A 21750-nucleotide genomic window follows, 5' to 3' on the forward strand; every position below is an offset into this window, starting at 1 on the left:
TCCTCAAAAGCCCAAACCATAGGCCGTGTCACTCGTCTTTCTCGATCTCGCACAACAGCGGATGCTGGCACTCGCGAGCGTACTGATTGACCTGCATCGCCTTGGTCTCGGCAACGTCCCGGGTATAGACCCCGCACACTGCCCGGCCTTCGGTATGCACCGCCAGCATAATCCGGGTCGCCGTTTCCCGATTCATCGCGAAGAAGCTCTCCAGCACCTCGACTACGAAGTCCATCGGAGTGTAATCGTCATTGAGCAGGAGGACCTTGTACATCGGCGGCGCCTTGAGCGCCGGCTTGGCCTCCTGGATTGCGACACCCGAGTCCTCTCCTCCAGACGGATCTGGCGAGTCCTGATTGAATGTTAGTCGAATCTGGCTGCTTGCATGCATGCTGGTGTGGTCACCACTGGCTGGTGAATGGAATGACTGTAACCAGTTTGCGCGATTCGGCCGGCGAATGCCGCCTCGCCTTGACTCTCGGCAAAACAGTGTTACAAACAGAAAGGCATACCCATAAAGGGTGAAGGGAATTGAAGCGCGGAGCGCCCCATCCATCCGCGTAATCCATGACGGATGATACTCCAGCGATGGAGTCCTTTGCAGAGGGAAGTCAGCATGCTGAGCGGCAAGGTCAAGTGGTTCAACAACGCCAAGGGCTATGGCTTCATCTTGGCCGAAGGCAAGGATGAAGAACTGTTCGCGCACTACTCGGCCATCCAGAGCGATGGCTACAAGACCCTCAAGGCCGGCCAAGCGGTCAACTTCGAGATTTTGCAAGGCCCCAAGGGCCTGCATGCCGTCAATATTCAGCCGCTGCCGGTGAGCAACGCACCACGCAACAGCGGGCACTGAGCCGAGGCACGCTGCACAACGCCAAACAGGCTGCCCGTGGCGCATGGCGACAAAGAGCCGGTCATCAGGGCAGCCCCTTTTCCCCATCGACATCAAACTGTCTTACATGTGGGAAATTATCGCATCACGGAGCAGCGCGTAGGACGTCAGCCGGACGTCCTCCTAGCGGCCGTTCGAAGCCATCGATATAGATCTTGGTCCAGCAGGCTTCATATGCGGTAGCGCCGCCCCGCAATGCACCTGCTCCGCGCATTCGGGCAACCATCCACCCCTCCAGGACAGGCCTGACGGCCCCACACTCGCTGCAACCCCATGCCTTCACGGGCGCACGGACAGCCGAAAGGGAGAGCGGAGACACCGACCAGCCCTCATGAAAGCAGGCGGCATATCATGATATCCTAGCGCCGCGACTGCGGTGGCACAGGGGACTGAGCCGCACTGGAGTGGGGGTTCTGCGCCTATAGTCCAGTGTGCGTGTTGGTCTACGCCACTTAATAATAGCCGCCCAAGGCCAAAAGCCGATGCGCCCGAAATCGCCTCAAGAAGCATCCTCTTGCGCGCATCAAGACTTTCTGTAACCACAGCAAAACTGAGGGTTAGATTAAAAGATGTCCACTCGCTCAAAGATCATCTACACCTTTACCGACGAAGCACCTGCCCTGGCAACCTACTCCCTGCTTCCGATCATCCAAGCTTTCACCGCCTCCTCGGGCATCGCCGTTGAAACACGGGACATCTCCCTCGCAGGCCGCATCCTCGCAAGCTTTCCCGAATACCTGAACGAAGACCAGAAAATCGGCGATCACCTCGCCGAGCTGGGCAAACTGGCCACCACGCCAGAAGCCAACATCATCAAGCTGCCGAACATCAGCGCCTCGGTGCCGCAGCTCAAGGCCGCCATCAAGGAACTGCAGCAGCAGGGCTACAAGCTGCCGGACTACCCCGAAGCCCCCGCCAACGACACCGAAAAAGACGTCCGCGGCCGCTACGACAAGATCAAGGGCAGCGCCGTGAACCCGGTCCTGCGCGAGGGCAACTCCGACCGTCGCGCCCCGCTCTCCGTCAAGAACTACGCCCGCAAGCACCCCCACAAGATGGGTGCCTGGAGTGCAGACTCCAAGACCCATGTAGCCCACATGAACAGCGGCGACTTCTACGGCACCGAAAAAGGCGCCCTGATCGAGGCCGCCGGCAGCGTCAAGATCGAACTGATCGCCGCAGACGGCAGCAGCAAGGTCCTCAAGGAAAAAACCACCGTTCTGGCCGGTGAAATCATCGACGCTTCGGTCATGAGCCAGAAGGCCCTGCGCAGCTTCGTGGCCGCCGAGATCGAAGATGCCAAGAAGCAAGGCGTCCTGCTGTCGGCCCACCTGAAGGCCACCATGATGAAGGTCTCCGACCCGATCATGTTCGGCTACATCGTCGCCGAGTACTACAAGGACGCCCTCGAGAAGCACGCCGATGTCCTCAAGGAAATCGGCTTCAACCTCAACAACGGCATCGGCGACCTGTACGCGCGCATCAAGACCCTGCCCGCCGACAAGCAGGCCGAGATCGAGGCCGACATCCAGGCTGTCTACGCCCAGCGTCCGCCGCTGGCCATGGTGAACTCCGACAAGGGCATCACCAACCTGCACGTGCCGAGCGACGTCATCGTCGACGCCTCCATGCCGGCCATGATCCGCGACTCCGGCAAGATGTGGGGCGCCGACGGCAAGCTGCACGACACCAAGGCCCTGATCCCCGACCGCTGCTACGCCGGCGTCTACCAGGTCGTCATCGACGACTGCAAGAAGCACGGCGCCTTCGACCCGGTCACCATGGGCAGCGTCCCCAACGTCGGCCTGATGGCCCAGCAAGCCGAAGAGTACGGCTCGCACGACAAGACCTTCCAGATCCCGGCCAACGGCGTGGTCCGCGTGACCGACGACAAGGGTCAGGTCCTGCTCGAGCAGGCCGTCGAGACCGGCGACATCTGGCGCATGTGCCAGGCCAAGGACGCGCCGATCCAGGACTGGGTCAAGCTGGCCGTCAACCGCGCCCGCGCCAGCAATACCCCGGCGGTGTTCTGGCTCGACCCGGCTCGCGCCCACGACGCCCTGGTCATCGAGAAGGTCCAGCAGTACCTGAAGGACCACGACACCAGCGGCCTGGACATCCGCATCATGTCGCCGGAGGAAGCCACCCAGTTCTCCATCGACCGCATCCGCGCCGGCCTGGACACCATCTCGGTGACCGGCAACGTCCTGCGCGACTACCTGACCGACCTGTTCCCGATCATGGAGCTGGGCACCAGCGCCAAGATGCTGTCGATCGTGCCGCTGATGAGCGGCGGCGGCCTGTTCGAAACCGGCGCCGGCGGTTCGGCACCCAAGCACGTCCAGCAGTTCCTGGAAGAAGGCCACCTGCGCTGGGATTCGCTCGGCGAATTCCTCGCCCTCGCCGCCTCCCTCGAGCACGTCGGCACTACCTGCGCCAACGCCAAGGCCAAGGTACTGGCCAAGACCCTGGACCAGGCCAACGGCCAGTTCCTCGACAGCGACAAGTCGCCGTCGCGCAAGGTCGGCCAGCTCGACAACCGCGGCAGCCACTTCTACCTGGCGCTGTACTGGGCCCAGGCCCTGGCCGCGCAAACCGAGGACAAAGAGCTGCAGGCGCAGTTCACCAACCTGGCCAAGGCGCTGGCCGACAACGAAGAAAAGATCGTTGCCGAGCTGAACGCTGCCCAGGGCAAGCCGGTGGACATCGGCGGTTACTACCATGCCGATCCGGAGCTGACCAGCCAGGCCATGCGCCCCAGCGCCACCTTCAATGCGGCCCTGGCCGCACTGGCGTAAGCGCGACGACTGCCTGACTGGCGACGCGAGTCGCCGTTAGCACCACAAGAACCCCGGCCCCGCGCCGGGGTTCTTGTATCCGCAAGACTGAAACCGGAGCCCCCGCATGAAGCGCTTTACCCCCCACGTCACCGTGGCCACCGTGGTCGAAGACCAGGGCCGCTTTCTCCTGGTGGAGGAGCACGCCGAAGGCCGCGCCGTACTGAACCAGCCGGCCGGCCATCTGGAGGCCAACGAGAGCCTGATCCAGGCCGCCCTGCGCGAAACCCTCGAGGAAACCGGCTGGGAGGTCGAATTGACCGGCGTGACCGGCATCTACCTGTACACCGCCCCGGCCAACGGCGTGACCTACCAGCGCGTGTGCTTCGCGGCCCGCCCGCTGCGCCACCGCCCGGAACTGCCGCTCGACACCGGCATCATCGGCCCGCGCTGGCTGACCCGCGAGGAGTTGGAAGCCCGCCGCGAGCAGTGGCGCAGTGCGCTGGTACCCCGCTGCATCGACGACTACCTGGCTGGCGGCAGCTATCCGCTGGAACTGATCCGCACGCCAGCTTGATCGCCGCCACCGGCCGCGCCTGCTAGAATCGCCGCTTTGCCTCTGTAACGGTTTTCCCGGATGACTATGCGTGACCCAGCCCGTACCCGCGTGATCGTCGGCATGTCCGGCGGCGTGGACTCCTCCGTCTCCGCCCTGCTCCTGCAGCAGCAGGGCTATCAGGTCGAAGGCCTGTTCATGAAGAACTGGGAAGAGGACGACGGCACCGAATACTGCACCGCCAAGGAAGACCTGGCCGACGCCCAGGCCGTGTGCGACAAGCTGGGCATCCAGCTGCACACCGCCAACTTCGCCGCCGAGTACTGGGACAACGTGTTCGAGCACTTCCTCGCCGAGTACAAGGCCGGCCGCACACCCAACCCGGACATCCTCTGCAACCGGGAAATCAAGTTCAAGGCGTTCCTCGACTACGCCCTGATGCTCGGCGCCGACCTGATCGCCACCGGCCACTATGTGCGCCGCCGCGACCTCGACGGCCGCAGCGAACTGCTCAAGGGCCTCGATCCGAACAAGGACCAGAGCTACTTCCTGCACGCCGTCGGCGGCGAACAGATCGGCCGGACCCTGTTCCCGGTCGGCGAGCTGGAGAAGCCGGCGGTGCGCGCCATCGCCGAACAGTACGGCCTGGCCACCGCCAAGAAGAAGGACTCCACCGGCATCTGCTTCATCGGCGAGCGGCGCTTCAGCGACTTCCTCAAGCAGTACCTGCCGGCCCAGCCGGGCGACATCGAGACCACCGACGGCCAGGTGATTGGCCGCCACCACGGCCTGATGTACCACACCATCGGCCAGCGCCAGGGCCTCGGCATCGGCGGCATGAAGGATGCCGGCGACGATGCCTGGTACGTGCTGGCCAAGGACATGGCGCGCAACGTGCTGGTGGTTGGCCAGAGCAACGAGCACCCCTGGCTGTTCTCGCGCAGCCTGGAAGCCTCGCAGATCTTCTGGGTCAACCCCGTCGACCTCGACCAGCCGCGCCAGCTCACTGCCAAGGTGCGCTACCGCCAGCAGGACCAGACCTGCACCCTGGAGCGCACCGCCAGCGGCTACCGCGCCACCTTCGACCAGCCGCAGCGCGCCGTGACGCCGGGCCAGTCGGTGGTGTTCTACGACGGCGAAATCTGCCTGGGCGGCGGCGTGATCGAAACCGCCATCCCCTGGGATGCGGAGATCCAGCGCCCATGACCCGCGAACAGGAACGCCTGATCGCCCTGGCCGGCGTGTTCGAAGCCGCCGCCCTGGTCGATCGCCTGGCCAAGACCGGCCAAGCCCAGGAAGGCCCGCTGGCCTGCATGCTCGGCAGCCTGCTGGTGCGCAACCCCAAGGACACTCTCGAGGTCTACGGCGGCGACCACCTCAACCTGCGCGACGGCCTGCGCGCCCTGGCCGGGGCGTTGGAGCGCAACCCGGGCACCCTGCCACGCGAATCGCTGCGCTATGCCCTGTCCCTGCTCAACCTGCAGCGCCAGCTGGACAAGCGCGGCGACATGCTGCAGCTGATCGGCAACCGCCTGCAGCAGATCGACAGCCAGAGCCAGATGTTCGGCATCACCCACGACAACGTGATCTCCGCCTGCGCCGCCCTGTACCAGGACACCCTCAGCACCTTCCGCCAGCGCATCCAGGTGCACGGCGAGATGCAGCACCTGCAGAACAGCCGCAATGCCGAGAAGATCCGCGCCCTGCTGCTCGCCGGCATCCGCAGCGCCATGCTCTGGCACCAGCTCGGCGGTCGCCGCTGGCAACTGCTGTTCAGCCGGCGCAAGCTGCTCGACCAGCTGTATCCGCTGCTGCGCGACTGAACCCGCCGCCCCGCCCCGCCGGCCCAGGCCGGGGTGCGGCAGCCGCCCTGGCCGCCCGCCTGATCCCCTGCAGCTGCGCCACTCAGCCTGAGCACGGTCCGGCCGCCGTCTTTCCGTGTATAATTCCGCCCCTTTCCAGTAGCCCGACTGTCCGAGAACGTCCCCATGCAGCTCTCCTCGCTCACTGCGGTATCCCCCGTTGATGGCCGCTACGGCAGCAAAACCAACGCCCTGCGCCCGATCTTCAGCGAATTCGGCCTGATCCGTTGCCGCGTGCAGGTGGAAGTGCGCTGGCTGCAGCGCCTGGCCGCCCATGCCGGCATCCCGGAAGTGGCGCCGTTCTCGGCCGAAGCCAACGCCCTGCTCAACGAGCTGGCGGAGAACTTCCAGCTCGAGCATGCCCAGCGCATCAAGGACATCGAGCGCACCACCAACCACGACGTCAAGGCCGTGGAATACCTGCTCAAGGAGCAGGCCGCCAAGCTGCCGGAACTGGCCAAGGTCAGCGAGTTCATCCACTTCGCCTGCACCAGCGAGGACATCAACAACCTGTCCCACGCGCTGATGCTGCGCGAAGGCCGCGACGACGTACTGCTGCCGCTGATGCGCCAGGTGGCCGAGTCGATCCGCACCCTCGCCGTGCAGTTCGCCGACGTGCCGATGCTGTCGCGCACCCACGGCCAGCCGGCCTCGCCGACCACCATGGGCAAGGAACTGGCCAACGTGGTCTACCGCCTCGAGCGGCAGATCGCCCAGGTCGCCGCCGTGCCGCTGCTGGGCAAGATCAACGGCGCCGTGGGCAACTACAACGCCCACCTGTCGGCCTACCCGGAAATCGACTGGGAAGCCAATGCCCGCGAATTCATCGAAGGCGACCTGGGCCTGGCGTTCAACCCCTACACCACCCAGATCGAGCCGCACGACTACATCGCCGAGCTGTTCGACGCCATCGCGCGCTTCAACACCATTCTCATCGACTTCGATCGCGACATCTGGGGCTACATCTCCCTCGGCTACTTCAAGCAGAAGACCGTGGCCGGCGAGATCGGCTCCTCGACCATGCCGCACAAGGTCAACCCGATCGACTTCGAGAACTCCGAGGGCAACCTCGGCATCGCCAACGCCCTGCTCCAGCACCTGGCCAGCAAGCTGCCAATCTCCCGCTGGCAGCGCGACCTGACCGACTCCACCGTGCTGCGCAATCTCGGTGTCGGCCTGGCGCACAGCCTGATCGCCTACGAGGCCAGCCTCAAGGGCATCGGCAAGCTGGAGCTGAACGCCCAGCGCCTGGCCGCCGATCTCGACGCCTGCTGGGAAGTGCTGGCCGAGCCGATCCAGACCGTGATGCGCCGCTACGCCGTGGAAAACGCCTACGAGAAGCTCAAGGAGCTGACCCGCGGCAAGGGCATCAGCGCCGAGGCGCTGCGCGAGTTCATCGACGGCCTGGAAATTCCGGAACAGGCCAAGGCCGAGCTACGCACCCTGACCCCCGCCAGCTACATCGGCAACGCGGTGGCCCAGGCCAAACGCATCTGATCCCAGCCTGAACGGCCCTTCGCCCGACCGTCCAGACTGGCAGCCACCAAGCCGGTCTCGAGGTCGGGCGTTTTCATATTGAAGAGTTGGATATGGCACCCGATACCCCGCTGCAACTGTTGGGCGGCCTCACGCCCCGCGAATTCCTCCGCGATTACTGGCAGCAGAAACCGCTGCTGATCCGTCAGGCCATCTCCGGCTACCAGAGCCCGATCAGCCCCGACGAGCTGGCCGGCCTGTCGCTGGAGGAAGAAGTCGAGTCGCGCATCGTCCTCGAGCACGGCGACAGCCCTTGGGAGCTGCGCCGTGGCCCGTTCGCCGAGGACGCCTACCAGCACCTGCCGGAGCGCGACTGGACCTTGCTGGTGCAGGCCGTCGACCAGTTCGTCCCCGACATGCGCGAACTCATGGACCAGTTCCTGTTCCTGCCCAGCTGGCGCATCGACGACCTGATGATCAGCTATGCCGCCCCGGGCGGCGGCGTCGGCCCGCACTTCGACAACTACGACGTGTTCCTGCTGCAAGCCCACGGCCGGCGCCGCTGGAAGCTCGGCCAGATGTGCGACAGCGACAGCCCGTTGCTGGATCACCCTGACCTGCGCATCCTCGCCGGCTTCGAGCAGAGCGACGAATGGGTGCTGGAGCCCGGCGACATGCTCTACCTGCCGCCGCGCCTGGCCCACTACGGCATCGCCGAGGACGAATGCATGACCTTCTCGGTCGGGTTCCGCGCGCCCAGCGCCAGTGAAGTACTCACCCACTTCACCGATTTTCTCGGCCAATTCCTCCCCGACGAGGAACGCTACAGCGACGCCGGCTGCCAGCCCGCCAGCGACCCGAACCAGATCCAGCGCGACGCCCTCGAGCGTCTGCGCAGCCTGATCGATCGCCACATGAACGACGAGAAGCTGCTGCTGACCTGGTTCGGCCAGTTCATGACCGAGCCGCGCTACCCGGAAATGGTGGCCGGCGACGAGATCGACGAGGCCGAGTTCTTCGCCGCCCTCGGCGATGGCGCCGTGCTGGTGCGCAACCCCAGCGCCCGTCTGGCCTGGAGCGAGATTGACGACTACCTGGTGCTGTTCGCCAGCGGCAGCAGCCGGCGCATCGACGTCGCGCTGCGCGAACTGCTCAAGCTGGTGTGCAGCGCCGACGCCCTGCACCTGGAGAACCTCGAGCCTTGGCTGGAGAGCGACGAGGCGCTAACGCTGATCCACGAGCTGGTGAAGCAGGGCAGCCTGGAGTTTGCCGCCGATGAATAAGCTCACCGTACGGGTTGCCGACTGGCACGCCGACAACGCCGACCTGCGCCGCATCCGCGAAGCGGTGTTCATTGTCGAGCAGGGCGTACCGCCGGAGCTGGAATGGGATGCCGACGACGTCGATGCCGTGCACTTCCTGGCCTTCGAGGGTGACTTCGCCGTCGGTGCCAGCCGACTGCTGCCGGACGGCCAGATCGGCCGGGTGTCGGTGCTCAAGGACTGGCGCGGCCTGCACATCGGCGAGCTGCTGATGCAGGCCACCATCGCCGAAGCCGAGCGCCGCGACCTCAAGCAACAGAAGCTGACCGCTCAGGCCCACGCCGTGCGCTTCTACGAGCGACTAGGCTTCCGGGTAGCCAGCGAGGAGTTCCTCGAGGCCGGCATCCCCCACGTCGAAATGGTGCGCGACAGCGCCTGAGAGGCACCCATGAGCAACGCCCCGGAGCAAGACAACGATGACGCCAGCGAACTGCCCGCTGTCGAATTCCACTCTCCGGGGCGTTTTGCCATCCACAACCCGCCATCGGCGACGCGCGAAGACACCGGCCACCTGGAGCCGGCGCCCTTCCTCCTCGGCGCCCATGCGCCGGTGGAAACCTGTACGGCACGCGAGCAACTGCGCAGCCATGCCCTCGCCCTGCTCGGCCAGGCACGCCGCGACCTGTGCCTGTACACGCCGGATCTCGAACCCTGGCTGTACGATCATCCCGCCATCGCCGAAGTCTGCAGCCACTTCCTGCGCAGCCATCCGCGCAACCGCCTGCGCATCCTGCTGCGCGACAGCAGCCTGGCCGTGCGCAACGGCCATCACCTGCTCAGACTCGCCCGCCAGCTGTCGAGCAACTGCCAGATCCGCAAGCTGCACCCCGACTACCCCGCCGAAGACCTCGCCTACCTGCTGGTCGACGACTGCGGCCTGCTGATGCGAGCGGCACCGCTGCTGCCCGCCGGCCAGGCCCACTACCAGGCCGCGGCGCGGGTGCTCCAGCTGCGACACCAATTCGACCAGGCCTGGAATACCAGCCTCGGTGATCCCAACCTGCGGAGCCTGCTGTTATGAACCTGCGACCATGGCTGGCGCTCCTCGGGCTTGCCTGCAGTCTCGCCCTGCAGGCCGCACCGCGCACCGAAATCCTGCCGCTGCAGTACCGCACAGCCGAAGAGCTCCTGCCGCTGGTGCAATCCGTACTTGGCCACGAGGGCCGCGTCAGCGCCTATGGCAACCAGCTGATCGTCAATGCCGAGCCAGCCAAGCTCGCCGAACTGCAGGAACTGCTGCAGCAACTGGATACCCGCCCGCGCCGCCTGCTGATCAGCGTAGACAGCCAGCAGGACAGCAGCAGCAACCGCCAGGGCTACCGGGTCGACGGCAGTATCGATGCCGGCAACGTCGAGATCAGCGGCGGGCGTGGCGAACGGCACGGCCGCGATGAGCTCCGCATCATCAACCGCAGCAGCCGTGGCAGCAGCGGCTCGCTGCAACAGGTCCAAGCCACCGAAGGCTATCCGGCCCTGATCCAGGCCGGCCAGAGCGTGCCGCTGACCCGTATCCAGCGCGATGCCTACGGCTATCCCCGCGAATACACCGAATACCGCGACCTCAACCGGGGCTTCGAGGTAGTGGCCAGCGTGCACGGCGAGATGGTCCAGCTCAGCATCCGCAGCCAGCAGGATCGCCTGGACAGCCGGTCCGGCGTGATCGACACCCAGGACACCGATACCCGCGTCAACGGCCGCCTCGGCGAGTGGATCGAGTTCGGCGGGGTCAGCGAAAGCGCCTCCGGCAACCGCTCCGGCATCCTCTCGCGGGACTCCCGCAACGCCCTGCAGAATCAGACGCTGCGCCTCAAAGTCGAGCTTCTCGACTGATCTAGAACTTTTGTAGTAGCTCCAAAAAAAAACTACAAAACCCATTGACGCCCCGCCGCGCTCCTAGCATCATGACCTCGCTCCCGCTGACCAGAGGCCCGAAACGGCTTCCGGATCGCAGTCCAGACCATCCCTGGAATCGGTTCGTGTCAGTACCACCCACACGGCGGTGCGACAAGGTTGCGACTGGAACGAAGTTGTCCCGAGGGACGGGGAAGCAAAGTTTCAACCGGCATGACGAAGACAACCGAACCGGCTGTTGTAGTCACCCCACCGGTCGTCACTACATCCCCCCTCAACGGCCTCCTGCCGTACCAGTCTCCACCTCGACGCTCTGCGGTGAGCTCTTGCAACACTACCGTCAACACCCCGGTGTTGAATGGGAATGTCGGTGCTCAACGAAACACTCTCTCTGAAGGATTGACCATGTCCGCTTATCAAAACGACATCAAGGCCATTGCCGCCCTGAAAGAACAATTTGGCAGCAGCTGGAGCGCGATCAACCCTGAGTCCGTCGCTCGCATGCGCGCTCAGAACCGCTTCAAGACCGGCCTGGAAATCGCCCAGTACACCGCCGACATCATGCGCAAGGACATGGCCGAGTACGACGCCGACTCGTCCGTCTACACCCAGTCGCTGGGTTGCTGGCATGGCTTCATCGGTCAGCAGAAGCTGATCTCGATCAAGAAGCACCTGAAGACCACCAACAAGCGCTACCTGTACCTGTCCGGCTGGATGGTTGCTGCCCTGCGTTCTGAGTTCGGCCCGCTGCCGGACCAGTCGATGCACGAGAAGACTGCCGTTTCCAACCTGATCGAAGAGCTGTACACCTTCCTGCGTCAGGCCGACTCCCGCGAGCTGGACCTGCTGTTCACCGCCCTGGACGCCGCCCGCGAAGCTGGCGACACCGCCAAGGCCGCTGACATCCAGTCGCAGATCGACAACTACGAAACCCACATCGTCCCGATCATCGCCGACATCGACGCTGGCTTCGGTAACCCGGAAGCCACCTACCTGCTGGCCAAGCGCATGATCGAAGCAGGCGCTTGCTGCATCCAGATCGAAAACCAGGTTTCCGACGAGAAGCAGTGCGGCCACCAAGACGGCAAAGTGACCGTTCCGCACGCTGACTTCCTGGCCAAGGTTGCTGCCGTTCGTTACGCCTTCCTCGAGCTGGGCATCGACAACGGCGTGATCGTTGCTCGTACCGACTCCCTGGGTGCCGGCCTGACCAAGCAGATCGCCGTGACCAAAGAGCCGGGCGACCTGGGCGACCAGTACAACTCCTTCCTGGATTGCGAAGAAATCACCGAAGCCGAACTGGGCAACGGCGACGTCGTGATCAAGCGTGAAGGCAAGCTGCTGCGTCCGAAGCGTCTGCCGAGCAACCTGTTCCAGTTCCGCAAGGGCACTGGCGAAGCTCGCTGCGTCCTGGACAGCATCACCTCGCTGCAGAACGGCGCCGACCTGCTGTGGATCGAAACCGAGAAGCCGCACGTTGGTCAGATCGCTGCGATGATGGACGAAGTTCGCAAGGTGATCCCGAACGCCAAGCTGGTGTACAACAACAGCCCGTCTTTCAACTGGACCCTGAACTTCCGTCAGCAGGTGTTCGACGCCATGGCCGCCGAAGGCAAGGACGTTTCCGCCTACGACCGCGCCAAGCTGATGAGCGTCGAGTACGACGAAACCGAACTGGCTCAGATCGCTGACGAGAAGATCCGTACCTTCCAGCGCGACGGTTCCGCTCATGCCGGCATCTTCCACCACCTGATCACCCTGCCGACCTACCACACCGCCGCGCTGTCCACCGACAACCTGGCCAAGGGCTACTTCGCCGAAGAAGGCATGCTGGCCTACGTGAAGGGTGTTCAGCGTCAGGAACTGCGTCAGGGCATCGCCTGCGTCAAGCACCAGAACATGGCTGGCTCCGACATCGGCGACAACCACAAAGAGTACTTCGCTGGCGAAGCTGCTCTGAAGGCCAGCGGTAAAGACAACACCATGAACCAGTTCTCCTAAGGAACTGGCTCACTCGGCCCCTCGGGGCCGAGACTGCTAAAAAGAAAACCCCCGGTCATTTTGACCGGGGGTTTTCTTTATTGGGGCGAGAAAAACAGCCGTACCGCGCAACTACTACCGGGGCAACAGCGCAGCCCGAGCAGCCTGAGTCTGCGGCTCGACCACCAGGCCAGATGAACCCAAGATGACCGAATAGACCGCACCGTCAGCCATCGGCAGGAAAGTCACGCGCGCCCCGCGGGCATCGAACAGAGACAGGTCATGACGACCTTCGCGCAGCCAGCGCCACAAGTCGATACCGTAAGGGCTGGACGCCAGCGCGATGCGACTCGGCTCGGCAGCGGCCTGCTGCTCCGTGGACAGGTAACGCCCGGCCAGCAGCTCCAGCCGATAACCCGGCTGCAGACCGATCAGGCTCGCCAGCCCTTTCCAGTCGAACACTCGCGCATCCAGCTGCCAGAGATCACCGGACAGGATCACGCTACGCTCGCGCCCACCTTCGCGTACCGTGGCACGATAGCGCTGAGTGCCCTCGGCCTGAAAACTCAGGGTCAGCAACGGCTGCCCCTGCCGCGGCAAAGGCGCATAGCTGTGCAGATCGTAAGCCACCGCGCCGACCAGCAGGGCCAAGGCCAGCAAGGCCAGTCCGCAGGTACCGCGCAACCAGCCGAAAAACCAGCTGCGATTGCGCAAAATGCGTCCGGCTATCGCCAGCACCATCAGTGCCGCCAGGGCGGTCGCCCAGGCCAGTCCGTTGTATTGCATGACAGGAATTCTCCGACGGAAGATGCCGGCATTATGCGGACGCGCCTCCACGGGCGGCCAGCGCGAGCAGCGCACAATCGCTAACAGATCAAGATTTGCTCTGCGCCAGAACGGCTGAAACGCGACGAAAAGCCACGCTCAAGAACGCCAATGGCAAGGATGGAGAGCTGGATGAAGCGGGTAACTGGCCGAGCGCTAGCCTGGCAGCAGCGGCTCGGCCGCGCCTAAACGACGCGCCAGGTACAGTTCGATCAGGTAGCGGGAAATGGTGCCGTGTGGCGGCAACTGCGGCAGATCGTCGACTAGGAACCAGCGCGCATCCTCGATTTCCTCCGGCTGGGGGACGATCTCGCCGCCGGCGTAATCGGCATGGAAGCCCAACATCAGCGAATGGGGAAACGGCCAGTTCTGGCTGGCAATGTAGCGCAGGTTGTCGACCTCCAGCGCCACCTCTTCGCGCACCTCGCGGCGCACGCATTCCTCGATCGATTCCCCCGGCTCGACGAAGCCGGCCAATGTGCTGTAGAAGCCGGCGGCAAAGCGCGACGAACGGGCCAGCAGGAGCTCCTCGCCGCGACTGATCAACACGATGATGCTCGGCGACAGCCGGGGATACAGATGCAGCTCGCAGGCCGAGCAGCACATCGCCCGCTCGCCGGGCAGCGGCTGCAACGGCCCGCCGCAACTGCCGCAGAAACGATGCTGCCGGGCCCAGGTGCCGATCTGCGCGGCGTAGCCCAGCATGCGATAGGTAGAATCGCCCTCGAGCAGGAACTGGCGCAGCCCCTTCCACTGGCCGCCGGGCAGCAGGCCGTCGACAGGCTCCGTCAACTCCAGGACGAACACCGGACGTCCCTGGAAATGGCCGATACCGTGCTCGGCCAGGGCAGCCGGCAAGCGGGCTTTCAGCCACTCACGCGGAAACAGCACGCCATTGCTGTCGCACAGAAAGCGCTGGCGGCAATGCGCCACGGCCCAACCTCCGGCCTGCGCGGGGTCGATGACCGCCGGCTGCCAGAGGTCGCTGCCCATCAGGCGGCGACCTGCATACCCAGTGCGCGGACGCTGTCCGCCGCGAGATCGAGCACATCCTGCTGACCTTCAGGTCGCAGGTTGGCGCCGCCCTCGAGGAAGAACTCCAGACTGGTCAGCGCATCGGCCAGGGTTTCCAGCATCTGCTCGGACGGCATCTGGGTGATTTCGATCATGTGCTTCTGGATGTAGTCGGCACACGCCCCCACCAGCTCGGCGGCGCGCGCCAGACCGAGGAACCACAGGCCACCACGCACCGCCTGCAGACTGGTCGGCACGTTGGCCAAGTTGAGCTTGTCGCCATTGGACTCCAGGTAGGCGGTGATGGCTCGCTTGGCCAGGGCCAAGCCGGCCTGGGCCTCGTCCATGACCACGACATGCGCCTCGAACAGCTGGTGAGTGGCGAACGACTCGCCATCGCCCTGCCCGTTCGCCTGCGCCGCGCTCACCTGGCGCTGGCGCTGATCGCCCTGATCCAGGGTCGCCACCATGCTTTCCACATAGAGCAGGGCATCGGCCAGACGCAGCAGCTCGGCAGCCGCCGGATTGTCGCTGCGCTCGATCCAGGAACCGACCGTCGCCACCTGCGCCTGCAGGGCGTTGGCCGCCGAACTCAGGCCAATCATGCCGAGCGTCTTGGCCAGCTTGCCGATCTGCGCATGCAGCTCGACCTTGCTCTCCACCTGCGCCGCACCACGCTCGATCAGGTCGAGGATATCCTTGACCGCCACCAGCTCCTCGCGGATCGCCAGCGACAGCGAGCGCATGACCTCCTGACCGGGGCCGCTCAGGCGCCTGGACTCCTCGTCCAGCAGGTGGTCGGTAAACGGCAGCGACGCCAGCCCGAACACGCGGCGCATCTCGCTGGCGCGCTCGCCCTGGGTGCCGGCCAGCGCCACCAGATACAACAACTCCTTGAGCAGGCTGCGCGGCGCCTCGAACTGCGGATTGGACAACAGCTGGCGCAGATCGCGGTCGATACGCGCCAGCAGCTGCTTGCGCGTCTTGGTCGGGCGCAGCTGCGCCTCGGCCATGGCCTCCAGCGCCGCAGCACCGATCCAGCACAACCGCGAACGCTCGCGGGCACCCAGCAGATCATCCAGACGGCTCAGCGCGCGCGACATCAGCTTCAGCGCCGCGCCCAGATTCTGCTCGCGCAATACGTTCATCAGGCCCAGCTGGTACATCTGGCGCAGTCGGGTACCGTCGCGGTTGGCCACGCCGGGCTGGATCTCCACATTGCGCCGCGCCGGGCGCGGCTGATCCAGGCGGATGCTGAAGAAATAGCTTTCCGGCAGATTCGGCTGCCCGGTGGACTGGCGCAGCTCGTTGATCATCGGCAGCAGCAATTCGGGGATTTCCTGGCGATGATTGTCCAGCCCCTCGAGGTAGCGGCGCAGTACGAACAGCGCCTTGCCCAGCGCAGACAACTGACCGTCGCGCTCCTGGCCCGCACCAGCCGGGATATCGGTGGCCAGCAGGAGAACCTCCTGCGCCAGGAGTTCTGCACCGACCAGTTCGATCAGTTTGAGAATGCCGCGAATCTGCTGCAGGTACTCGACCGCCTGTTGCAGCAGGCTGACGTTGTGCCGCTCGGCGATGAACTGCTCGAGACTCTGTTCCGCCTGCTCGATGGTGGCGAACAGCTCGCTGCGCACCAGCCCCAGGGACGTGGCTCCACTTACCATGCGCCTTGTGCGCCTCCCACGCGATAGGAATCCATCAGTCTGATAACACCCCAAGCCTGTTCATCACCATGCTGGCAACTTCCTTCCCTGCCCATGCCAGGCATGCCCGTCTCGATCCATCGCGACATAGTTTAGGCTCCTGGCGGTTGTTCGACTGAGTGCAGCTGATGGTGCTGCCCTTCTTTTAATCGCTGCACTATATCAAGCATCCCTTAAAAGTCGAATCGACCATAGTGACCCAAGTCACGGCCACCGCCCCTTAGCTGCGAAGGCAATCCACCGTATGCCCTTTGCCCTGCGCTCCGCCGCGACGCTGCAAGCCATGCACATCGGCAGCAAAGCCGGGAAACTGTCGCTCGAAGCGACCGGTGAATATCAGGTAGTCGATCAGCGGCCGGCAGTCCTCGGTGAACCGCTCGCCTGGCATGATCAGCGGGATGCCCGGAGGATAGGGCACCAGCATCACCGCCGCGATGCGCCCCTCCAGGGCATCCAGCGGCACCGCCTCGACCGCACCGCGCACCAGCTGATCGTAGGCGTCGGCCGGCTTCAGCACCGCCTCCGGCAGACGGGTATACATCCGTCGCAAGGCCAGCGGCACCGCGTTGTCACGGTAGCAGGCGTGCAGTTGCTGGCACAGGTCGCGCAAGCCCATGCCGGCATAGCGCGCAGGCTCGGCCCGGGCAATCGAGGGCAGCGCCTCGCTCAGCGGCGCATTGCCGTCGTAGAGGCGCTTGAACTCCAGCAACTCGGTGAGCAGCGTGCTCCACTTGCCCTTGGTGATGCTCAGGGAGAACAGCACCAGCAGCGAGTACAGCCCGGTCTTCTCCACCACCACCCCACGCTCCCAGAGGAACTTGCCGACTACCGCCGCGGGAATACCCTCCCCGTCCAACCGGCCGTCGGCGAATAGTCCGGGCATGACCAGGGTGACCTTGACCGGATCGAGCAACACGTAATCCTCGGCTACCTCGCCGAATCCGTGCCAGGGCGCCTGCGGCGCCAGCAGCCAGTCACTGGTCTGCACCTGCAGCGCCGCCTCACCCCTCTCCGGCTGCCAGATGTCGAACCACCAGTCCTGTGCCGGCAGGTTGCGCCGCAGGTTGGCCATGGCCCGACGGAAGGCCAGCGCCTCGTCGAAGGTTTCCTGGATCAGCGAGCGCCCGGCGGCACCTTCCATCATCGCCGAGGCCACATCCAGCGAGGCGAGGATGCCGTACTGCGGCGAGGTCGAGGTGTGCATCATGAACGCTTCGTTGAAGCGCGCCACGTCCAGCTGGCGCTGGCCGCCATCCTGCACATGGATCATCGAGGCCTGACTGAAGGCGGCCAGCAACTTGTGGGTGGAGTGCGTGCTGAACACCAGCGGCTCGCGCCCGCCATCCTCGCGCGAGGTGCCCATGGCGTAGCGCCCGGCGTAAAACTCGTGGAAGGCGGCGTAGGCATACCAGGCCTCGTCGAAGTGCAGCACCTCGACGCTGTCGCCCAGAGCCCGCTTGATCAGCTCGGCGTTGTAGCAAAGGCCGTCGTATGTCGAGTTGGTCACCACCGCCAGCTTTACCTTCGCCTCGCACCCCGCCGCCAGCGGGCAGGCGGCGATCTTCGCGGCGATCGACTCGCGACTGAACTCCTCGAGGGGAATCGGCCCGATGATACCCAGTTCGTTGCGCGCCGGATTGAGGTACAGCGGGATGGCGCCGGTGATGATCAGCGCATGCACCACCGACTTGTGGCAGTTGCGATCGACCAGCACCAGGTCGTCGCGACCGACCATCGCCTGCCAGACGATCTTGTTCGCCGTCGAGGTGCCGTTGATCACGAAGAAGGTGTGGTCGGCGCCGAAATTGCGCGCGGCGCGGCGCTCGGCCTCGGCCAGCGGACCGGTGTGATCGAGCAGCGAGCCCAGCTCCGGCACCGACACCGACAGATCGGAACGCAGGGTGTTCTCGCCGAAGAACTGGTGGAAGGCCTGTCCCACCGGACTCTTGCGATGGGCCACGCCGCCACCGTGGCCCGGCGTATGCCAAGAGTAGTTGGACTCGGCGGTGTGCTGAACCAGCGCCCGGAAGAACGGTGGCAGCAAGCCGTCCAGGTAGTTGTGCGCCGCGCGCGCCACCTGGCGAGCGAGAAACGGCACGGTGTCCTCGAACAGGTAAAGGATGCCGCGCAGCTGGTTGAGCTCGGCCATCGCCTCCGGCGGCGCGTTCTCGATGGTGATCTGCTCGCCGAGGGCGAAGATCGGCAGCTGCGGCGCGCGCACCCGCGCCGCACGGATCAGTTCAACCACATCCTGCAGCAGCCGGGGATTGTCGCCCGCGCCTTCGGCGGCGACCAGGATGCAGGCCAGCCCGTGCTGCGAGGAAGCGACGATGCGCCCTTCGCGGGAGCTGGCCGTCGACAGGATGGTAAAGCCGTCCTGCTCCAGTTCATGGATGATGCCGCGCACCCGCTCACCGGCCACGCTGTCGGCCTTGATGTCGCGGTGGACGATGAGTACCGGAAAGCGCAGATCCTTGTACATGCTCCAGCCCCCGAAACAGACAGGTTCCACCTGTCGACACCTTCAGGGTAGTAGCTGCGCCTGCCGGGCGAAACCTGCCGTCAATGCAGGGTCGGCGCTGCGTCCTCGGCGGCCTGCTCCAGCTGTTGCCAGAGCGCCGGCCCGCCGGCGGCCTTGGCTACCGCGGCCAGACGCGCGGCGTGCAGCGCCAGCTCCGCTTCGCTGGCGCGGATCACCCGGGTCAGCGGCCGATCGGCCGGCAGACGGCGAATCTCCGCAACCTGCGGCCCGTTGCCACCTTCGCCTTCGCCATTCTGCCCGGCCAGCGACAGGCTGGTCTGGCCGCCGGTCATCGCCAGGTAGACGTCGGCGAGAATCTCGGCGTCGAGCAGTGCGCCGTGCAACTCGCGCCCCGAGTTGTCGACGCCATAGCGCTTGCACAGGGCATCGAGACTGTTGCGCTGGCCGGGATGACGCTCGCGCGCCATCAGCAGGGTGTCGAGCACGCTGCAATGGTCGAGCACCTCACCCAGCTGCGGCCGGTCCTTCAGGCGGGCGAACTCGTGATTGATGAAGCCGATGTCGAACGCCGCGTTGTGGATGATCAGCTCGGCGCCCTTGATGAACTCGAAGAACTCCTCGACCACGTCGCGAAAGAGCGGCTTGTCGGCGAGGAACTCGTTGCTGATGCCGTGGACCGCCAGCGCCCCCTCGTCGACCTCGCGCTCGGGATTGATGTAGACATGGAAATGCCGCCCGGTCAGCCGCCGGCCGATCACCTCGACGCAACCGATCTCGATGATGCGGTGCCCTTCGCGGGCCTCAAGGCCGGTGGTCTCGGTGTCGAGAACGACGTAGCGCATGGGAGATGACCTGTTCGAAAGTGGATCGGTAGGGAAGGACGCGACAGCGCTCACACGGACTGGCGGGAACCATTGACCTCGCCGACGCCGCGATTGGCCAACTGGTCGGCACGCTCGTTGCCAGGATGGCCATTGTGCCCGCGCACCCAGTGCCAGTGCACCTCGTGACGATTGACCTGCTCGTCCAGCGCCTGCCACAGGTCGGCGTTCTTCACCGGCTGGCGCGCGGCAGTCTTCCAGCCGCGCTTCTTCCAGTTCGGCAGCCACTCCTTGATGCCCTTCATGACATATTCGGAGTCGGTGGTCAGCTGCACCCGGCAATGCCGGTTGAGGGTTTCCAGGGCACGGATGGCCGCGGTCAGCTCCATGCGGTTGTTGGTGGTGGGCGACTCGCCCCCCCACAGCTCGCGTTCGACGCCTTTGTAGATGAGCAAGGCCCCCCAGCCACCGGGGCCGGGATTGCCCTTGCAGGCGCCATCGGTATAGATCTCGACGCTGTCAGTCATGACTCTTCTTGCCTGGATGACGGCCGACCTTGGCCACGGGAACCGGACGCAGCAGCGCGACGGCGGCACGGCGGGGCTGCGGCAGCGGGCGCAGGCCGGCGACCAGCTTGCGCGCCGCCAGCAGGTAGAAGCCGCCGCCGGGTAGCTGCAGGCGCTCGGCCCACGGTGCGAGGGCACCCAGCCGCGCCTGCCAGCGCTGCGAGGAAAGCGGCGGACAATAGCATCCGAACCGGCGTTTCTCCAGCGCAAAGCCGAGCAGGTGCAACCAGTCCGCCAGCCGGGCCGGCGAGATACAACGCGCCTGCGCCAGGGCATCGCTGGCCAGCAGATGCCGCGCCCCCCACAGGCTCCAGGGATGAATTCCGACGATCAGCAGATGCCCGCCCGGGCGCACGCAACGCGCCGCCTCGCGCAGCAACTGGTGCGGCGAGGCGGAGAAATCCAGGGCATTCTGCAGCACGACCAGATCCGCGGCATGCTCGAGTACCGGCCAGGCCCACTCCTCGCAGACGATCTCGACCCCCGGCAGCGGTGGACCGAGGCGGACGTAGTGGGTGATCTGGCGTTGCGCCGGCAAATCACCGCCAGGGAAACCGTAGTGCAGCAGAAAGCTGCCGAAATGGCTGCCCAGCTGCTGCTCCAGCAGGGTCTGCTGACTGTCCAGCAGCAGGCGGCCAAGCGGTCCGGCGAACCAGTTGTGGGCTTCGCGCTGCAGGGCCAGCCAGTCGCTGGCGGCGTTGCCGCACGACTGCTCGTTCATGACTCCTCCCGTCTGGCGCCAGATGCGCCTGCCGACCTAAGATGCCGGATCGACTCAGCATAATGGCACGCCCACCGATGATACAGATCACCGCCCTGCCCGCCTTCAGCGACAACTATATCTGGCTGTTACAGGATGCCGCACAGCGGCGCTGTGCCGTGGTCGACCCCGGCGACAGCGCGCCGGTACTGGCCTGGCTGGCGAGCCATGCGGACTGGCAATTGACCGACATCCTGGTCACCCATCACCACCACGACCATACCGGCGGCATCCTCGCGCTCAAGGAGCACACCGGCGCGCGGGTACTCGGCCCGGCACTGGAGGCGATTCCCGGCCGCGATGTCGCCCTTGAGGACAACCAGCACTTCCGCCTCCTCGACCGCGACTGGCAGGTGCTGCACGTGCCCGGACACACCGCCGGGCACATCGCCCTGTTCGGTGGCGACGACGAGCAGCCGCTGCTGTTCTGCGGCGACACGCTGTTCTCCGCAGGCTGCGGCCGCCTGTTCGAAGGCACCGCCACGCAAATGCACGCATCCCTGCAACGTCTGGCCGCTCTGCCGGCACAGACCCGCGTGTACTGCACCCACGAGTACACCTTGAGCAACTTGCGCTTCGCCCTGGCGGTGGAACCCGACAATCCGGCCCTGCACCAACGCGCCGCCGAAGCCGCCAGCCTGCGCGAGCAGGGCCTGCCCACCCTGCCCTCGACACTGGCCATCGAGCGGGCGACCAACCCCTTCCTGCGGGTCGACGAAGCCGCCGTGCGCCAGCAAGGCGAACAGCGGGCCGGGCATCCCCTGGACTCCCCCAGTGCCGTTTTTGCCGAGCTGCGCGGCTGGAAGGATAATTTTTAGTAACTGGTGAAAACTTGACCACTTCCGGGGCGGTTTCTAGAA

Annotated in this window: 20 protein-coding genes; 12 read left to right on the forward strand and 8 right to left on the reverse strand. The window is 65.2% G+C overall.

From position 1 onward, the window contains the following. Positions 1–28 precede the first annotated feature (28 nt). Positions 29–391, reverse strand: a complete 363-nt coding sequence (gene clpS, locus KRX52_RS00080; RefSeq protein WP_217679038.1) for an ATP-dependent Clp protease adapter ClpS — start codon at positions 389–391, stop codon at positions 29–31. A gap of 225 nt (positions 392–616) precedes the next feature. Here clpS and cspD point away from each other — a divergent pair, with 225 nt between their 5' ends. The 11 genes from cspD (at position 617) to KRX52_RS00135 (ending at position 12737) form a co-directional block, all read left to right on the forward strand. Beyond that, positions 617–853 (forward strand): cold shock domain-containing protein CspD, encoded by a 237-nt coding sequence (gene cspD, locus KRX52_RS00085; RefSeq protein WP_217679040.1) that lies wholly within the window; start codon positions 617–619, stop codon positions 851–853. A 608-nt stretch (positions 854–1461) separates the two neighbouring features. After that, positions 1462–3690, forward strand: coding sequence for an NADP-dependent isocitrate dehydrogenase (locus tag KRX52_RS00090; protein WP_217679042.1), 2229 nt, complete (start codon positions 1462–1464; stop codon positions 3688–3690). A 106-nt stretch (positions 3691–3796) separates the two neighbouring features. Then, positions 3797–4246, forward strand: coding sequence for an NUDIX hydrolase (locus KRX52_RS00095; RefSeq protein WP_217679044.1), 450 nt, complete (start codon positions 3797–3799; stop codon positions 4244–4246). Positions 4247–4312: 66 nt separating this feature from the next. After that, complete coding sequence (gene mnmA, locus KRX52_RS00100; protein ID WP_217679046.1) at positions 4313–5431, forward strand: tRNA 2-thiouridine(34) synthase MnmA; 1119 nt, start codon at positions 4313–4315, stop codon at positions 5429–5431. Then, positions 5428–6048 carry a high frequency lysogenization protein HflD gene (gene hflD / locus KRX52_RS00105; protein ID WP_217679048.1) on the forward strand — a complete coding sequence of 207 codons (621 nt, stop codon included), beginning with the start codon at positions 5428–5430 and terminating at the stop codon, positions 6046–6048. The genes mnmA and hflD overlap by 4 nt, the downstream gene beginning before the upstream one ends. 165 nt (positions 6049–6213) lie before the next feature. Further along, positions 6214–7584 carry an adenylosuccinate lyase gene (gene purB, locus KRX52_RS00110; RefSeq protein ID WP_217679050.1) on the forward strand — a complete coding sequence of 457 codons (1371 nt, stop codon included), beginning with the start codon at positions 6214–6216 and terminating at the stop codon, positions 7582–7584. A gap of 92 nt (positions 7585–7676) precedes the next feature. Beyond that, positions 7677–8846 (forward strand): ribosomal protein uL16 3-hydroxylase, encoded by a 1170-nt coding sequence (locus KRX52_RS00115; protein WP_217679052.1) that lies wholly within the window; start codon positions 7677–7679, stop codon positions 8844–8846. Beyond that, complete coding sequence (locus tag KRX52_RS00120; RefSeq protein WP_217679054.1) at positions 8839–9264, forward strand: GNAT family N-acetyltransferase; 426 nt, start codon at positions 8839–8841, stop codon at positions 9262–9264. The genes KRX52_RS00115 and KRX52_RS00120 overlap by 8 nt, the downstream gene beginning before the upstream one ends. A 9-nt stretch (positions 9265–9273) precedes the next feature. Further along, a complete protein-coding gene (locus KRX52_RS00125; protein WP_217679056.1) occupies positions 9274–9906 on the forward strand; it encodes a DUF7931 domain-containing protein in 633 nt (210 codons plus the stop codon). Continuing rightward, complete coding sequence (locus KRX52_RS00130; protein WP_217679058.1) at positions 9903–10715, forward strand: secretin N-terminal domain-containing protein; 813 nt, start codon at positions 9903–9905, stop codon at positions 10713–10715. Before KRX52_RS00125 ends, KRX52_RS00130 begins: the two co-directional genes overlap by 4 nt. A 426-nt stretch (positions 10716–11141) precedes the next feature. Further along, the gene (locus tag KRX52_RS00135) at positions 11142–12737 is read left to right on the forward strand and encodes an isocitrate lyase (protein WP_217679059.1); all 1596 of its coding nucleotides are present in this window, start codon (positions 11142–11144) and stop codon (positions 12735–12737) included. Positions 12738–12851: 114 nt separating this feature from the next. Here the strand turns inward: KRX52_RS00135 and KRX52_RS00140 are convergent, their stop codons facing one another. From KRX52_RS00140 to KRX52_RS00170, 7 genes are all read right to left on the reverse strand, one after another. Further along, positions 12852–13502: a hypothetical protein gene (locus KRX52_RS00140; RefSeq protein ID WP_217679061.1), complete on the reverse strand. Its 651-nt coding sequence runs from the start codon at positions 13500–13502 to the stop codon at positions 12852–12854. 195 nt (positions 13503–13697) lie between these two features. Further along, the gene (gene nudC, locus KRX52_RS00145; RefSeq protein WP_217679063.1) at positions 13698–14534 is read right to left on the reverse strand and encodes an NAD(+) diphosphatase; all 837 of its coding nucleotides are present in this window, start codon (positions 14532–14534) and stop codon (positions 13698–13700) included. Next, positions 14534–16222, reverse strand: coding sequence for a FimL-related protein (locus tag KRX52_RS00150; protein WP_217679065.1), 1689 nt, complete (start codon positions 16220–16222; stop codon positions 14534–14536). Before KRX52_RS00150 ends, nudC begins: the two co-directional genes overlap by 1 nt. 259 nt (positions 16223–16481) lie before the next feature. After that, positions 16482–18743: an Orn/Lys/Arg family decarboxylase gene (locus tag KRX52_RS00155; RefSeq protein WP_217679067.1), complete on the reverse strand. Its 2262-nt coding sequence runs from the start codon at positions 18741–18743 to the stop codon at positions 16482–16484. Positions 18744–18823: 80 nt separating this feature from the next. Then, positions 18824–19585 carry a DNA polymerase III subunit epsilon gene (gene dnaQ / locus KRX52_RS00160; RefSeq protein WP_217679069.1) on the reverse strand — a complete coding sequence of 254 codons (762 nt, stop codon included), beginning with the start codon at positions 19583–19585 and terminating at the stop codon, positions 18824–18826. A gap of 50 nt (positions 19586–19635) precedes the next feature. Beyond that, entirely contained in the window at positions 19636–20091 is a 456-nt protein-coding gene (gene rnhA, locus KRX52_RS00165; protein ID WP_217679071.1) for a ribonuclease HI, read from the reverse strand. Next, on the reverse strand, positions 20084–20851 hold the full coding sequence (locus KRX52_RS00170; protein ID WP_217679073.1) for a methyltransferase domain-containing protein: 768 nt from the start codon (positions 20849–20851) through the stop codon (positions 20084–20086). Before KRX52_RS00170 ends, rnhA begins: the two co-directional genes overlap by 8 nt. A gap of 77 nt (positions 20852–20928) precedes the next feature. Here KRX52_RS00170 and gloB point away from each other — a divergent pair, with 77 nt between their 5' ends. Continuing rightward, positions 20929–21708: a hydroxyacylglutathione hydrolase gene (gene gloB, locus KRX52_RS00175; protein WP_217679075.1), complete on the forward strand. Its 780-nt coding sequence runs from the start codon at positions 20929–20931 to the stop codon at positions 21706–21708. The last annotated feature ends 42 nt before the right edge of the window (positions 21709–21750 follow it).

This window comes from Geopseudomonas aromaticivorans (assembly GCF_019097855.1).
Classification (GTDB): domain Bacteria; phylum Pseudomonadota; class Gammaproteobacteria; order Pseudomonadales; family Pseudomonadaceae; genus Geopseudomonas; species Geopseudomonas aromaticivorans.

What these genes read in the sequence shown, in the direction of transcription:
- clpS (WP_217679038.1), bottom strand. Translation starts at nt 391, where the DNA reads ATGCATGCAAGCAGCCAGATTCGACTAACATTCAATCAGGACTCGCCA.
- cspD (WP_217679040.1), top strand. Translation starts at nt 617, where the DNA reads ATGCTGAGCGGCAAGGTCAAGTGGTTCAACAACGCCAAGGGCTATGGC.
- KRX52_RS00090 (WP_217679042.1), top strand. Translation starts at nt 1,462, where the DNA reads ATGTCCACTCGCTCAAAGATCATCTACACCTTTACCGACGAAGCACCT.
- KRX52_RS00095 (WP_217679044.1), top strand. Translation starts at nt 3,797, where the DNA reads ATGAAGCGCTTTACCCCCCACGTCACCGTGGCCACCGTGGTCGAAGAC.
- mnmA (WP_217679046.1), top strand. Translation starts at nt 4,313, where the DNA reads ATGCGTGACCCAGCCCGTACCCGCGTGATCGTCGGCATGTCCGGCGGC.
- hflD (WP_217679048.1), top strand. Translation starts at nt 5,428, where the DNA reads ATGACCCGCGAACAGGAACGCCTGATCGCCCTGGCCGGCGTGTTCGAA.
- purB (WP_217679050.1), top strand. Translation starts at nt 6,214, where the DNA reads ATGCAGCTCTCCTCGCTCACTGCGGTATCCCCCGTTGATGGCCGCTAC.
- KRX52_RS00115 (WP_217679052.1), top strand. Translation starts at nt 7,677, where the DNA reads ATGGCACCCGATACCCCGCTGCAACTGTTGGGCGGCCTCACGCCCCGC.
- KRX52_RS00120 (WP_217679054.1), top strand. Translation starts at nt 8,839, where the DNA reads ATGAATAAGCTCACCGTACGGGTTGCCGACTGGCACGCCGACAACGCC.
- KRX52_RS00125 (WP_217679056.1), top strand. Translation starts at nt 9,274, where the DNA reads ATGAGCAACGCCCCGGAGCAAGACAACGATGACGCCAGCGAACTGCCC.
- KRX52_RS00130 (WP_217679058.1), top strand. Translation starts at nt 9,903, where the DNA reads ATGAACCTGCGACCATGGCTGGCGCTCCTCGGGCTTGCCTGCAGTCTC.
- KRX52_RS00135 (WP_217679059.1), top strand. Translation starts at nt 11,142, where the DNA reads ATGTCCGCTTATCAAAACGACATCAAGGCCATTGCCGCCCTGAAAGAA.
- KRX52_RS00140 (WP_217679061.1), bottom strand. Translation starts at nt 13,502, where the DNA reads ATGCAATACAACGGACTGGCCTGGGCGACCGCCCTGGCGGCACTGATG.
- nudC (WP_217679063.1), bottom strand. Translation starts at nt 14,534, where the DNA reads ATGGGCAGCGACCTCTGGCAGCCGGCGGTCATCGACCCCGCGCAGGCC.
- KRX52_RS00150 (WP_217679065.1), bottom strand. Translation starts at nt 16,222, where the DNA reads ATGGTAAGTGGAGCCACGTCCCTGGGGCTGGTGCGCAGCGAGCTGTTC.
- KRX52_RS00155 (WP_217679067.1), bottom strand. Translation starts at nt 18,743, where the DNA reads ATGTACAAGGATCTGCGCTTTCCGGTACTCATCGTCCACCGCGACATC.
- dnaQ (WP_217679069.1), bottom strand. Translation starts at nt 19,585, where the DNA reads ATGCGCTACGTCGTTCTCGACACCGAGACCACCGGCCTTGAGGCCCGC.
- rnhA (WP_217679071.1), bottom strand. Translation starts at nt 20,091, where the DNA reads ATGACTGACAGCGTCGAGATCTATACCGATGGCGCCTGCAAGGGCAAT.
- KRX52_RS00170 (WP_217679073.1), bottom strand. Translation starts at nt 20,851, where the DNA reads ATGAACGAGCAGTCGTGCGGCAACGCCGCCAGCGACTGGCTGGCCCTG.
- gloB (WP_217679075.1), top strand. Translation starts at nt 20,929, where the DNA reads ATGATACAGATCACCGCCCTGCCCGCCTTCAGCGACAACTATATCTGG.